11 protein-coding genes and 1 pseudogene are annotated in these 13280 nt (G+C 68.3%); 7 read left to right on the forward strand and 5 right to left on the reverse strand.

From position 1 onward, the window contains the following. Both dctP and V7050_RS11195 read right to left on the reverse strand, forming a co-directional pair. Positions 1-571, reverse strand: a 571-nt coding sequence (dctP, locus tag V7050_RS11190; RefSeq protein ID WP_324410544.1) for a TRAP transporter substrate-binding protein DctP, incomplete at its 3' end; no start/stop codon positions are given. Continuing rightward, positions 568-1329 carry an FCD domain-containing protein gene (locus V7050_RS11195; RefSeq protein WP_324366231.1) on the reverse strand — a complete coding sequence of 254 codons (762 nt, stop codon included), beginning with the start codon at positions 1327-1329 and terminating at the stop codon, positions 568-570. The genes V7050_RS11195 and dctP, both read right to left, overlap by 4 nt. Before the next feature lie 119 nt (positions 1330-1448). Between V7050_RS11195 and V7050_RS11200 the strand changes: the two genes are divergently transcribed. From V7050_RS11200 to nagB, 3 genes are all read left to right on the forward strand, one after another. Then, on the forward strand, positions 1449-2345 hold the full coding sequence (locus V7050_RS11200) for a dihydrodipicolinate synthase family protein (protein WP_324366233.1): 897 nt from the start codon (positions 1449-1451) through the stop codon (positions 2343-2345). A gap of 282 nt (positions 2346-2627) precedes the next feature. After that, positions 2628-3497 (forward strand): PIG-L deacetylase family protein, encoded by an 870-nt coding sequence (locus V7050_RS11205; RefSeq protein WP_324366235.1) that lies wholly within the window; start codon positions 2628-2630, stop codon positions 3495-3497. A gap of 15 nt (positions 3498-3512) precedes the next feature. Then, complete coding sequence (nagB, locus tag V7050_RS11210) at positions 3513-4292, forward strand: glucosamine-6-phosphate deaminase (protein WP_324366237.1); 780 nt, start codon at positions 3513-3515, stop codon at positions 4290-4292. Positions 4293-4346: 54 nt separating this feature from the next. Here nagB and V7050_RS11215 read toward each other — a convergent pair whose 3' ends face one another. Continuing rightward, positions 4347-6173 carry a sodium:solute symporter family protein gene (locus V7050_RS11215; RefSeq protein ID WP_324366239.1) on the reverse strand — a complete coding sequence of 609 codons (1827 nt, stop codon included), beginning with the start codon at positions 6171-6173 and terminating at the stop codon, positions 4347-4349. A 190-nt stretch (positions 6174-6363) separates the two neighbouring features. On the opposite strand from V7050_RS11215, the gene V7050_RS11220 reads away from it, so the two are divergent. The 3 genes from V7050_RS11220 (at position 6364) to V7050_RS11230 (ending at position 9345) form a co-directional block, all read left to right on the forward strand. Continuing rightward, complete coding sequence (locus tag V7050_RS11220) at positions 6364-7233, forward strand: BadF/BadG/BcrA/BcrD ATPase family protein (RefSeq protein ID WP_324366241.1); 870 nt, start codon at positions 6364-6366, stop codon at positions 7231-7233. 229 nt (positions 7234-7462) lie between these two features. Further along, positions 7463-8617, forward strand: a complete 1155-nt coding sequence (gene menC / locus V7050_RS11225; protein WP_324366243.1) for an o-succinylbenzoate synthase — start codon at positions 7463-7465, stop codon at positions 8615-8617. Beyond that, a complete protein-coding gene (locus V7050_RS11230) occupies positions 8614-9345 on the forward strand; it encodes a GNAT family N-acetyltransferase (protein WP_324366245.1) in 732 nt (243 codons plus the stop codon). Before menC ends, V7050_RS11230 begins: the two co-directional genes overlap by 4 nt. Positions 9346-9567: 222 nt before the next feature. On the opposite strand, the gene rhaI is transcribed toward V7050_RS11230, so the two are convergent. Then, positions 9568-10842 (reverse strand): L-rhamnose catabolism isomerase, encoded by a 1275-nt coding sequence (gene rhaI, locus V7050_RS11235; protein WP_324366247.1) that lies wholly within the window; start codon positions 10840-10842, stop codon positions 9568-9570. Between the two features lie 70 nt (positions 10843-10912). Beyond that, entirely contained in the window at positions 10913-13015 is a 2103-nt protein-coding gene (locus V7050_RS11240; protein WP_324366249.1) for a bifunctional rhamnulose-1-phosphate aldolase/short-chain dehydrogenase, read from the reverse strand. A gap of 178 nt (positions 13016-13193) precedes the next feature. Between V7050_RS11240 and V7050_RS11245 the strand changes: the two are divergent. After that, a pseudogene (locus V7050_RS11245) lies at positions 13194-13280 on the forward strand (DeoR/GlpR transcriptional regulator); the annotation flags it as partial.

The raw sequence follows: 13280 nt of genomic DNA on the forward strand, positions 1-13280 counted from the left end.
CCTCGGGGAAGGCGACGGGGGCCGGCGTCGCGCCGACGGCCTCGGCATAGGCGATCAGGAAGGGCACGTTCGGCGTGCGCAGGCGCAGGCCCGCCATGTCCTCGATCGCGTCGATCGGCTTGTTCGCGGTGGTCTGGCGGGTGCCGTAGTACCAGACGTCGAGCACGTGGATGCCCTGTTCCTCGAACTTCGCGGCCATTGCCTGCCCCCAGGGACCGGCGACGATCTCCTTGAGCTGGGCATAGTCGCCAACGACATAGGGCGCGCCGATCAGCTTGAGCTCGGGGATGGTGTAGGACATGTCGGGATAGCCCGTGATGACCATGTCGAGCTCGCCCGCCTGGGCCTGCTGCACCATCGCCTTGAAGTCGCCGAGCGTGGCCGAGGGGAACAGGTTGACGGTCAGCTCGCCCCCCGAGATCTCCTCGAGCTTCCGGGCGAATTCCTCGGCGCCCTTGTAGACCGGGGTCGCCTCGTTGTCCTGCATGCCCAGCGTCAGCTCGCGGGCCGAGGCCGTGGTGCCCAGCGCGAGCGCCGCGGCGCCGGCCAGGATGATTGCCTTCGTCGTCATTGCCTAATTCCTCCTTGAGATCGGTCTTCCGCCGGCGCCAGGCCGGATTTCGGGGCTTTCAGCCGCGCCCGGTAGGATCGCGCCAGATGGCGGTCCATGACGTCGGTCGCGGCGATCACGTCGCCGCCGAGCACGGCGTCATAGATGGCGCGGTGCTCGTCATGGGCGATGGCGTCGTAGCGGGCGGGGTCGTCGACGGGCGGGCGCTGCGCCAGCATCGCCGAGACGAACATGTCGTGCAGCGTCAGGATCACCGGATTGCCGACGATCGACACCAGCGCACGGTGGAAGGCGATGTCCGTCTCGGCGAAGCGGGCCGTGCCGATGGCGGCTTCGTTCCGGTCGAGCGCGTCCTGGAGGCGGGCCAGCTGGACCCGGTCGCGGCGCATCGCCGCCTCGCGCGCCGCGCCGGTCTCGATGAACTGGCGCATCTGCTCGAGATGCGCGCCGCCCTCCGCATCGCCCATCAGGTCGCGGATGTGATCGGCCGCGGCGAGCAGGATGGTCTGCAGCGACGGGCGCGTGGTCCGCGGCCTGCGCCCACCGCCCGCATCCAGGAAGCCGCGCATCTGCATCAGCGCCAGCGCCTCGCGCACGGTGGGGCGCGAGGCATCGAAGCGCTCGCAGAGCTCCCGCTCCGGGGGCAGGGGCGTTCCTGCGGCGAGCCCGCCCGATCGGATCTCGCCGATCAGGGCCTCGGCGATCGCATCGGGTGCGCTCCTGGCGCGCTGGGCGGTCGAAGCGGTGTCCTCCGTCATGTCCTCTGCGCCCTCCCTCTCGCCGTGGAATGCTGATCTGGTAATACCAAACAGAAATCTTGTCAAACCAAAAATGCATTATATACTCACCAACGAACGTCGCTCCTTGGGAACACGCCATGACCAGACCGCTTTCGGGAATGTATGCCGCACTGATGACCGGGCTCGCCGACGACGGCAGCTTCAGCCCCGAACGCCAGCGCACGCTGGACGAATACGTGCAGAAACAGGGACTTGCCGGGCTCTACGTGGGCGGCAGCAGCGGTGAGTCGGGGCTTCTCGACGTGGAGGAACTGCTCGCCCAGCAGGCGGTCGTCGCGGCCGATGCCGGGGCAACGGGCATGACGCTGATCGCCCATGTGGGCGCGCCGTCGCTGCGCGATTCGATTCGCCTGGCGCGCAACGCGGCCGGGCTCGGCTATCACGCGCTCTCGGCGCTGCCGCCGCATTCCTACCCGTTCAGCGATGCCGAGATCCTCGCCTATTACCGCGAGCTTCAGGCCGCGACCGAGCTGCCGCTGATCGTCTACGAGGTTCCGATCCGCACCGGCCGCCCGATCGGGCTCGACACGCTGGTCGCGATCATGGACCTGCCGAAGGTCGCCGGGCTGAAGTTCACCTCGACCGACATGTTCAAGCTCTCGATGCTGCGCCGGCGCTGCCCCGACGCCACGCTCTACTTCGGCTTCGACGAGATCTATCTAGGCGGCGCCGTGCTGGGGGCCGACGGCGGGATCGGCACGACCTACAACCTGCTCGGCCGGCTCTACGTGGCGCTCGATCGTGCGATCCGCGCAGGCGATCTCGGCGAAGCCATGCGCCTGCAGGACATCTCGGCCCGGTTCGTCGAGGCGCTGCTCGACACCGGCGTCCTGCCGGGAATGAAGGCGGCGTTCCGCGCCATCGGCATCGACCCCGGCCCGACGCGGGCGCCGATGCTCATGCGCCTGGGCGACGGCGAGGCGCGGATGGCGGAGGTCATGGCGCGGCCCGAGATCGCGCCGTGGATCGGTTGAAGCCGTCCATCCGGCGCGGTCAGCCACTGATCTGTCTTCCAAACGGATTCCGGGAGCGGCGCAGGGGCTCGGGAGAACCGAGCCGCGGCGGCCTGCCCGGCCGCGCGCGGGTCGGCCAGCGCGCCAGGGGCGAGCGGGGCGCTTCGATCACCGCAGGCGATCGGGCCAAGCTCTCCGGACAGTGCCGTCGGGATCAGTCCCCGATCCCCACCAAGCGCTTGAAGAAGTCGGGCCGGCCTGACCATACTGCGGCGGAAGCAGTCAGGCTATCGGGGGAGGGAAATGACAAAGGCCAATCCGTACAGGGGGTTCGTAACGGCTTTGGCCGATACGCTCGCGGCGGCGAAGGAGCTGCCGCTGGGCGGTTTCGCGCCGCCCGAGGCCGCGGCGCCGGCGGCCGGCAGCCCGACGGCGCTGATCTTCGCGCCGCATCCGGACGACGAATGCGTCATCGGCGCGCTGCCGCTGCGGCTCAAGCGCGAGCTCGGCTTCGATGTGGTCAACGTGGCCGTCACCCAGGGCAGCCGCGAGGACCGGCGCGCCGAGCGCTGGCAGGAACTGAGCGAGGGCTGCGCCTGGCTCGGATTCGGCCTCCTCGCGACCGGAGAGGGCGGCCTCACCGAGATCAAGCCCGAGACCCGCAGCGAGAATCCCGCCCATTGGCAGGCGGCGGTCGATGTCATTGCTGGGATCATCGCGGAGCGGAAGCCCAAGGTCGTGTTCTTTCCGCATGACGACGACTGGAACCGGACGCATCTCGGCACCCACCTGCTGCTGGTCGACGCGCTCGGCCGCCAGCCGCGGGATTTCGCCTGCCTTGTCGTCGAGACCGAGTTCTGGGGCGCCATGGACGACCCGAACCTGATGATCGAATCGAGCACGGAGGATCTCGCCGACCTGCTCGCGGCGCTCTCCTGCCACGCGGGCGAGGTGCGGCGGAACCCCTATCACCTGCGCCTGCCGGGCTGGATGATGGACAATGTCCGGCGCGGCGGCGAGCTGGTGCTCGGGCAGGGCAGGCCGGCGCCCGATCTCGCCTTCGCCACGCTCTACCGCCTGCGCCTCTGGCGCGACGGCGGGTTCCGCAGCGTGCTGGAGGAGGGCCGGGCGATGGCCGCGACCCAGGATCTGGCCGCGCTGTTTTCCCTCTGAAGGAGACCCACGAAAATGGAAGTCATCACCCGTCGCGACGCCGATCAGGCGGTCGAGCTGGTCGCCCGTCTCCTGGAGATGCGGATCCGCGCCAAGCCGGATTCGGTCCTGGGGCTGGCGACAGGACGGACCATGGAGAAGGTCTACGAGCGGCTGGCCGCGACCGGGGTCTCCTTCGCGAAATGCAGCAGCTTCAATCTCGACGAATACATCGGCATTCCGACCGACGATCCGAATTCCTACCGCACCTACATGCAGGAGCACCTGTTCTCGAAGGTCGACATCGACGTCGCCAATACCTTCGTGCCGGACGGCGCGGCCTCGGATCTCAAGGCCGCGGCCCGCGCCTATGAGGACCGGATCAGGGCCGTCGGCGGCATCGACGTGCAGCTGCTCGGCATCGGCGAGGCGGGCCATATCGGCTTCAACGAGCCACTGTCCTCGCTGATGTCGCGCACCCGCGACAAGGCGCTCACCCCGACGACGCGGCTGCAGAACGCGGGCATGTTCGGCGGCGATCCGGAGCGGGTGCCGAAGCGGGCGCTGACCATGGGGGTGGGGACCATCCTCGATGCGCGCGAGCTGATCCTGCTCGCGACGGGCCCGGCCAAGGCCAATATCATCGCCCGGGCGGTCGAGGGGCCGATCACCTCGATGGTGAGCGCCTCCGCGATCCAGCTGCACCCCAACTGCAAGGTCATTGTCGACGAAGCCGCCGCGGCGGAGCTTCAGGGCCGCGCGTATTACGACTTCGTCTTCGCCAACGAGCCCGAATGGGCGGAGTTCCGCGACTGAGCGGAAAGCCTTCCCTGCCGCACGGCCTTTCCCGCGCGGCAGGGATTCTCGAGGTCAGGCGGTATCCGGCATCACCTCATGCGCCTCGTCGGCGACGCTGGTCTTGAGGCGGCCCCAGAGCCGGAACAGGTAGTACGCCGCCGCGACCGCCAGGACGGTGAGCACCATCGCCCCCACGACACGCCCGTAGACCCAGTAGCCGACGGCGAAGAGCGTGAAATAGACCGTGAAGGTGCCCACGAGCATGCAGAGGATCTCGAGCGGGAGTTCTCCCGCATCGGCGTGCTCGATCGGATCGCCCTCGGCCCGCGCCCGCGCGACGACCGGGTCCCAGCCCTTCCCGGCCGGGCGGACGACCCGGTAGAAGTGGCGGAGCGTCGCCTCGTCGGTCGGCGGCGTCAGGTAGGTGATCGCCACCCAGCCGATCGTGGTGATGGTGATGCCGAGCAAGAGGCTGCTGGCGGTCGAGAGCGGCTCGTAGCCGAGGGCCGGGTGGACGAGCTGCAGGTAGATCGCCACCAGGAAGGAAATCACCATGCCGGCGATCTCGGTGAAGGCGTTGATGCGCCACCAGAACCACCGCAGGATGAAGATGAGCCCGGTGCCGGCGCCGATCGAGAGCAGGATGTTGAAGGCCTGCAGCGCGTTCGAGAGCGCGAGCGCGAGGAAGCCCGAGAGCACCATCAGCGTCACCGTCGAGATGCGCCCCATGCGCACCAGATCCGCCTCCGAGGCGTCGGGCTTGACGAAGCGGAGGTAGAAGTCGTTGACCACGTAGGACGATCCCCAGTTCAGATGGGTGGAGATCGTCGACATGAAGGCCGCGATCAGCGAGGCCACCACGAGCCCGAGCAGGCCGGCCGGCAGGTAGCTCAGCATGGCGAAATAGGCGAGGTCGTCGCGCACGATGCCGGCGTCGATCGCGGGAAAGGCCTCCTGCAGCGAGGCGATGTCGGGAAACACGATGATCGAGGCGAGCGCGATGATGATCCAGGGCCAGGGCCGCACCGCGTAATGCGCGACGTTGAAGAAGAGCGTCGCCGCCATCGCCTCGCGCTCGGACTTGGCCGCGAGCATGCGCTGGGCGATGTAGCCGCCGCCCCCGGGCTCGGATCCGGGATACCAGACGCTCCACCACTGCACCGCGAGCGGCAGGATGAAGAGCGGCACGAGCAGGTCCCAGTTGCCGAAGTCGGGCAGCATCGCGAGCTTGGTCGAGACGACCTCGTGGTTCATGAGAACCTCCATGCCGCCGACCTCGGGCATGCCGACGATATAGACCGCCGCCCAGACCGAGCCGAGCATGGCCATGCCGAACTGGAAGAAATCGGTCAGCAGCACCCCGGTGAAGCCGCCGAGCGAGCTGTAGAGCACCGTGACCACCCCGGCGATGATCAGCGTCTGGGCCGGCGAGAGGTCGAGCAGCACGCCGCCGATCTTGATCGCGGCGAGCGACACCGTCGCCATGATCATGACATTGAAGAAGACCCCGAGATAGAGCGCCCGGAAGCCGCGCAGGAAGGCGGCCGGCTTGCCGCTGTAGCGCAGCTCGTAGAATTCGAGGTCGGTGGTCAGCCGCGCACGCCGCCAGAGCTTGGCATAGACGAAGACCGTCAGCATGCCGGTCAAGAGGAAGGCCCACCAGACCCAGTTCCCCGCCACGCCGTTGTTGCGCACGATGTCGGCGACGAGCGCCGGCGTATCCGCGGCGAAGGTGGTCGCCACCATCGAGACGCCGAGCAGCCACCAGGGCATGTGCCGGCCGGAGAGGAAGAATTCCGACATGCTCGAACTGGCGCGACGGTAGACGGCCAGGCCGATCGCCAGAGAGACGGCGAAGAAGGCCGCGATGATAAGCCAATCGATGAATGCCAGACGCATGGAACTGTCCCCCTAGCGGTCCCTTCACGGACTCGTTGCCGTGACGCGAATCCGCGGCATGCGTGGACGCGCGTCTGGCGATCAGTGATGCGGGACGGCAGGGCTCTGTTCAAGGACAAACGGGCTTGCCTCACCGTTGAATGTTCCGCTTGATGGCGTTCGGGGAAACGGCTGCGGATGCGGGGGCGCGATGGAACTCTATCTCGGGATCGACGGCGGCGGGACCAAGTGCCGCGCCCGCATCGCCGACGGGAACGGCGTCACGCTCGGCGAGGGCATCGCGGGCTCGGCGAACACGCGGCTGGGGCTCGACGCGGTCTTCGCCGAGATCTCGTCGGCGGCAAGAGACGCGCTCGCGGCGGCGGGGCTGCCGGGCGCGGGGCTGGACGAGTTGCATGCGGGGCTGGGGCTCGCCGGTCTCGCCCTGAAGAGCGAGCGCGCCAAGGTCGCCGCCTATGCCCATCCCTTCGCGACGATGGTGGCGGAAAGCGACGCCCATACCGCCTGCCTCGGCGCGCATTCGGGACGCGACGGCGCGATCCTGATCGTCGGCACCGGCTGCTGCGGCTGCGCGCTGGAGGGCGGCGCGGAGCGCACGATCAGCGGCTGGGGCTTCGAGATCGGGGATCGGGGAAGCGGGGCATGGATCGGTCACCGCGCCTGCCGGCGGGCGCTCTGGGCTTTCGAGGGGCTGGCGCCCTATACCGATCTCGCCCGGGAGATCATGGCCCGGTTCGACGACAGTCCCGAGGCCATCGTCGGCTGGGCCACGGCGGCCAAGCCGCGCGACTTCGGCTCGGTGGTGCCGCTGGTCTTCGCGCATGCGGAACGGGGCGACGCGCTCGCCCTGACCATCGTGCGGCAGGCCGCCAAGGACATCTCGGCCCTGGTCGCGAAGCTGATCGGATCGAGCGGGCTGAAGCTGGCGCTGGTGGGCGGTGTCGCGGAACCGATCACCCCCTATCTCGACGAGGGGGTGCGCGCGCGCCTGATGCCGCCCGAGGGCGGCGCGCTGTCGGGGGCGCTTCGCCTTTCCGGCTGCCCGGGCCTGCTCGCCTAGATGACCGCTGCCGATATCCGGCGGATCGGGTCGCGGCGGCGCGTGGCCGGGGCTGACGCCCGCCGCCGCGCCGTCGAACCTGTTGAACAAATGGTTCAGCCAAGATATCGCGCCACGAAGCCAAGGCTGACGATGCGCCGGGATCGGGCGGTGGGCCGCCCCTTCCGATACCCCGGGTTCGGGGTTTCCCGCCGCATGGGATGCAGCCTGCCATGATCGGACGAGGGGAATGACGGAGATGAGTTCGGAGGCCGGGCCCGCGCCGCTGTCGCAGGGCATCCGCATCGAGAGCGCCGAGGTCCGGCTGGTGCGGCTGCCGCTGCTGGTGCCCTTCGTGATCTCGACGGGCACCATGACCGACAAGCTCTTTCCGCTCTTGATCCTGAAGGGCGAGGGACTGGAGGGCATTGCCGAGGGGGTCATGGATCCCCAGCCCGACTACCTGGAGGAGACCGTCGCCGGGGGGCTCGATTTCCTCTGCACCGCGCTCCTGCCGCAGGTCGTCGGCAAGCGCTTCCGGTCGCCCTACGAGCTGGAGCCCATCCTCGGCCCCTGGCGCGGCAACCGCATGACCAGGGCCATGGTCGAGATGGCGTTCTGGGACCTCTGGGCGAAGAGCCTGGGCCTGCCGCTGCAATGCGCGCTCGGCGGGGTCGGCGACCATGTCGATGTCGGTGTCAGCCTCGGCATCGCCCCGGCCGAAACCACGCTGGAGCGGGTCGCCGAGGCGGTCGCCGGCGGCTACAAGCGCACCAAGCTGAAGATCCGCAAGGGCCACGACCTGAAGATCGTTGCGGCGGTGCGCGACCGCTTCCCCGAGATCAAGCTGACCGTCGATGCCAATACCGACTACGGCCTGCAGGACATGCAGCTCCTGCAGGGGCTCGACGCCTTCGGGCTGGATTATATCGAACAGCCGCTCGCCTATGACGACATCCACGACCATGCCACCCTGCAGGCGGCGCTGAAGACCGCGATCTGCCTCGACGAAAGCATCCGCAACGCCGTCGATGCGCGCAAGGCGCTGGCGATGGGGGCCGCGCGGGTGATCAACATCAAGGTCGGCCGGGTGGGCGGCCTCGCCTCGGCGCGCGCCATCCACGACACCTGCGCGGCCTTCGGGGCGCCGGTCTGGTGCGGCGGCATGCTGGAGAGCGGCATCGGCCGGGCGCACAACATCCACATGGCCACCATGGCCAATTTCACCAAGCCGGGCGACACCTCCAGCGCCAGCCGCTATTTCGCCCGCGACATCATCAACGAGCCGCTCGAGGCCAGCCAGGGCCGGATGCCGGTGCCGGGCAATGGCGCCGGGATCGGCGTGACCCTGGACCGCGCCTATCTGGCGACGGTCAGCGATTTGCGCGAGGAGATCCGGGCATGAGCAATGCATCCGCCGATGTCGTGCTCCGCGACCTGCGGACCGTCGCCGAGTTCAAGGAAGCCGAGGTGCTCCAGACGACGGTCTGGACCGAGGGCGATACGGCCGACAACGCCGATCTGCTGATCGCCATCCAGCGCGAGGGCGGGCTGGTGGCGGGCGCCTATGTGGACGGGGCGCTGCGCGGCTTCGTCTTCGGCTTCCCGACCAGCCAGGCCCATGTGCAGCATTCGCACCGGCTGGCCGTGCATCCCGACACGCGCGGGCTGGGGCTGGGCATGGCGCTGAAATGGTATCAGCGGGACTGGTGCCTGCAGCGCGGCATCTCCCTGGTGCGCTGGACCTTCGATCCGCTGCGGCGGATCAACGCGACGATCAACATCACCCGGCTGGGCGCCAGCGTCGGCACCTATCACGAGGATTATTACGGCGAGATGGGCGGCATCAATGCCGGCATCGCCTCCGACCGGATCGTTGCCGACTGGCACCTCGACGCGCCCCGGGTCGTGCGCCTCGCGGCGAATCCGAAGGCCCGGCCGGAGGCGCCCGCGGGTAGCGGCAAGGCGGTGCGCATCCCGCCCGATCTGGACGCGCTGCTGGCGAAGGACCTGCCGCAAGCCACCTCCGAGCGGCTCCGGGTCCGCAAGGAGCTTCGCGAGGCATTTGCGGAGGGCTACCGGATCGAATTCTTCGACGCGGAGAACTGCTGCTTCCTGCTTTTCCGGCGATGAGGCGGGTCTGATCGCAGGATTTGACATGCGCGCTCGCCCGGCGCGCGGCCTTCTCTCGGAGGCCGAGGAGGCGGCGCCGGCCCAAGGCGCGTCCCGACGTGACATACCAAAAAACACCGCGGAAACAATAGTATAAACCCTGTCCCGCTGCGGGACACTGTCCCCGACCGGCGCACCGCGACCGCATCGAACCACGGTCGACCTCCAGCGACAGGAACTGGCTCAGACGATGCCGCCGCCGCCCCCCCGACTCGCCGGCCGCTCGGCCGCGACGCGCGCGCGGTAGCCCGAGGCCCGGTAGGCCCCGACCGGGTCGATCGCCGCGCCCTTCTCCAGCCGCGTCATCGCCAGGATCGGCTCGACATCGGTGCGGAACGCCCGTTTCAGCGTGGTGGTGGCCATCAGCGCGTCGTTCTCCTGCTGATATCCCTCGAGCGCAGCGCGATCGACCAGCAGCGCCTGGGCATAGGCGCGCTGCACCTCCATCGCGCTCGTCATCAGGCTCTCGATCGGATCGGTGACGTTGTGCGACTGGTCGAGCATATGCGCGGGGTCGAAGCCGGGCGTGCCCTCGGCATCGACCAACTCGTTGAAGACCAGGAACAGCCGGTAGGGGTCGATCGAGCCGGTATCGAGGTCGTCGTCGCCGTATTTCGAATCGTTGAAATGGAAGCCGCCGAGCTTGCCGAACTGGATCAGCCGAGCGACGATCGCCTCGATGTTCACGTTCGGGGCGTGATGCCCGAGATCGACGAGGCAGAAGGCCCGCTCGCCGAGCTCGCGCGCGACCATGTAATTGCTGCCCCAGTCCTGCACGACCGTCGCATAGAAGGCGGGCTCGTACATCTTGTGCTCGGTGAAGAGGCGCCAGTCCTCGGGAAGGGCGGCGTAGATCTCCCTGGCCGAATCCAGATACCGCTCGAACTGCCGGGTGAGATGCGCCTGGCCGGGGAAGTTCGAGCCGTCGCCGATCCAGACGGTCAGCGCCCTGGAGCCGATCTTCCGCCCCAGCTCGATGCAGGCGAGGTTGTGCTCGATCGCCTGGCGCCGGACCGCCGCATCGGTATGGGACAGCGAGCCGAACTTGTAGGAATGCACCTGTCCGTCGCTGTCCTGGAAGGTGTTGGAGTTCATCGCGTCGAAGGCGAGCCCCACCGCTTCGGCCTTGGCCAGAAGATCGGCGGCATCGGCGCTGTCCCAGGGAATGTGCAGCGACACCGTCGGCGTGGCCCGGGCCAGCTGGTGGATCACGCCGCAATCGTCGAGCTTGTCGAAGATGTCGCGCGGCTCGCCGGGGCCGGGAAAGCGGGCGAAGCGGGTGCCGCCGGTGCCGGTGCCCCAGGACGGGATAGCCACCCCGTATCCGGCCACCTTCCGCCCGATCGCCGCGATGTCGATGCCGCGCCGCGACAGATGCGCGCCGAGCGCATCGTAATCCTCGCGCAGCCGCGCCTCGGCCTCGGCATTCGAGCCCGCGATGATGTTCGGGTCGATCATGTTCCGTCCCTCGGATGGCGCGCGCGGGCGCGGTGGATCGCCGGTTCCGTCCCGGCCGGAGCCGGGCCGATCAGCGCGTGAAGGCCTGCACGTTGCCGGCATCGACGTTGACGATGTTGCCGGTCGATTTGGCGGAGGCGTCGGAGGCGAAGAAATAGGTCGCTTCGGCGATGTCCTCGGGCAGGACCGAGCGCTTGAGCAGCGATCGCTGGCGGTAGTGCTCCTCGAGCCCGTCCTTGTCCTTGCCGTAGGTCGCGGCACGCTCCTTCAGCCAGTCCCCCGACCAGATCTTCGAGCCGCGCAGCACCGCGTCGGGATTGACCACGTTGACGCGGATGCCTTCGGGCGCGCCTTCGAGCGCGAGGCAGCGGGCGAGGTGGATCTCGGAGGCCTTGGCGGTGCAATAGGCGCTGGCGTTCGGCGAGGCGGCCAGCCCGTTCTTGGAGGCGATGAAGACGATCGCGCCGCCGATGCCCTGGGCCTTCAGCATCCGGAAGGCTTCGCGGGAGACCAGGAAATAGCCGGTCGAGAGGATCGCCATGTTGCGGTTCCAGAGCGCGAGCGAGGTGTCCTCGACCGGCGCGGAGGAGGCGATGCCGGCATTGCTGACAAGGATGTCGAGGCCGCCGAATTCGACGGCCATCTCGGCATAGGCCTTCGCCACGGCCTCTTCCGAGGTGACGTCCATCTCGACCGTGCGCACCACGTCCTGGGAATGGCGCGACGACAGCACGGATGCGGCTTCCGCCAGCGCGGCGGCGTCGATATCGGCCAGAACCACACAGGCCCCCTCGGCCAGGAACCGCTCGGCCGTCGCCGAGCCGATGCCGCCGGCGCCGCCCGTGACGATGGCGATCCGCCCGGCGAGGCTCTTGGGCCTGGGCATGCGCTGGAGCTTGGCCTCCTCCAGCTGCCAGTATTCGATGTCGAAGGCCTCCTGCTCCGGCAGGCCCCGGTATTGGGAAACGGCGCTGGCGCCGCGCATGACGTTGATCGCGTTGACGTAGAACTCGCCCGAGATGCGCGCCGTCGCCTTGTCCTTCGCGAAGGTGATCATGCCGACCCCGGGCACGAGATAGACCACGGCATTGGGATCGCGCAGGGGCGGGCTGTCGTCGCGCCGGCACCGCGCGTAATAGGCCGCATAGTCTTGGCGATAGGCCTCGATCGAGGCGGGCAACCCGGCGAGGGTCGCGTCCAGGTCGGGGTTCGACGGGTCGAAATCCACGACCAGCGGCCGGATCTTCGTCCGCAGGAAATGATCCGGGCAGCTGGTTCCCAGCGCCGCGAGCGGCTCCATGTCGCGGGCATTGACGAATTCCAGCACCGCCGCCTGGTCGTCGAAATGCCCGACCATGCGGACGTCCTTCGACACCATGCCGCGGATCGCCGGCATGAGCGCCGCGGCGATCCTGCGGCGCTCGGCCGCGGGCAGGGAGCCGTGCTTCTCGCCGCCGAAGGCGGCCTTGCCCGCGGTCTCGACCTCGAACCAGTCGATGGCGCGATTGATCACCTCGAGCGTGGTCTCGTAGCATTCCCTGGCGTCATCGGCCCAGGTGAAGAGCCCGTGGCTTTCCAGCACGACCCCCTTCGCCTCGGGGTTCTCCCGGCAGAATTCCTCGAGCCAGAGGCCGAGCTCGTAGCCGGGGCGCTTCCAGGGGAGCCATCCGATCTCCTCGCCGAAGATCCGTCGGGTCAGGTCGCGGGAATTCACCGAGGCCGCAATGGCGATGATCGCGTCGGCATGCATGTGATCGACATGCCTGCGTGGCACATAGGCATGCAGCGGCGTGTCGATCGAGGCCGCGCGCGGATTCAGCCGGAAGGTGCAATGGGGCAGGTAGCCCACCATCTCGTCTTCGAAGGCGACCCCTCGGTAGAGTTTCTTCAGCGCCTCGAGCCGGTCCATGTAGAGCGTCGCGAAGCCGTCCATCCTGATCGAGCCGACATCGCCGCCGGAGCCCTTGACCCAGAGCACCTCGACCTCTTCTCCGGTCAGGGGGTCGGTTTCCATCACCTTGGCCGAGGTGTTGCCGCCGCCGTAGTTCGTGACGCGCTTGTCCGATCCGAGCAGATTCGAGCGGTAGAGCAGGAGCTCCGGTCCGCTCATGCCCCTGGCGCGGGCGTCGTCCCATTGGCTCTCGAGTCGACCGGACGCGGCATCCTTCGGCATCGTCTTCCTCCCCGCGGGTCGCGAATGTCTGGCGTGAGGGCCGTTTACCGCTCTACCGCTCCAGAGTCAATCAGAATCGCGCAGAAGTGACGGATTGTGCACTGCAATGAAGCGATAATGACCGATCATGATTGACACGGGCCGGGACCGGTGGCAACAATGCGTCAGGGAGGAACGGATGCACGAAAAAGAGCGCCATCGGATCATCCTGTCCGCCGTGCAGGATCGTCCGGTCGTCACCGTCGCGGAGATGGTCGAACTCACC

It is taken from the genome of Amaricoccus sp. (assembly GCF_036846665.1).
In the GTDB taxonomy this organism is placed as follows: Bacteria; Pseudomonadota; Alphaproteobacteria; order Rhodobacterales; family Rhodobacteraceae; genus Amaricoccus.

Excerpts from the sequence above, each read along its gene's own strand:
- V7050_RS11230 (WP_324366245.1), top strand. The coding sequence starts at position 8,614 with ATGAGCAATGCATCCGCCGATGTCGTGCTCCGCGACCTGCGGACCGTC.
- V7050_RS11205 (WP_324366235.1), top strand. The coding sequence starts at position 2,628 with ATGACAAAGGCCAATCCGTACAGGGGGTTCGTAACGGCTTTGGCCGAT.
- V7050_RS11200 (WP_324366233.1), top strand. The coding sequence starts at position 1,449 with ATGACCAGACCGCTTTCGGGAATGTATGCCGCACTGATGACCGGGCTC.
- V7050_RS11220 (WP_324366241.1), top strand. The coding sequence starts at position 6,364 with ATGGAACTCTATCTCGGGATCGACGGCGGCGGGACCAAGTGCCGCGCC.
- V7050_RS11215 (WP_324366239.1), bottom strand. The coding sequence starts at position 6,173 with ATGCGTCTGGCATTCATCGATTGGCTTATCATCGCGGCCTTCTTCGCC.
- rhaI (WP_324366247.1), bottom strand. The coding sequence starts at position 10,842 with ATGATCGACCCGAACATCATCGCGGGCTCGAATGCCGAGGCCGAGGCG.
- nagB (WP_324366237.1), top strand. The coding sequence starts at position 3,513 with ATGGAAGTCATCACCCGTCGCGACGCCGATCAGGCGGTCGAGCTGGTC.
- V7050_RS11240 (WP_324366249.1), bottom strand. The coding sequence starts at position 13,015 with ATGCCGAAGGATGCCGCGTCCGGTCGACTCGAGAGCCAATGGGACGAC.
- V7050_RS11195 (WP_324366231.1), bottom strand. The coding sequence starts at position 1,329 with ATGACGGAGGACACCGCTTCGACCGCCCAGCGCGCCAGGAGCGCACCC.
- menC (WP_324366243.1), top strand. The coding sequence starts at position 7,463 with ATGACGGAGATGAGTTCGGAGGCCGGGCCCGCGCCGCTGTCGCAGGGC.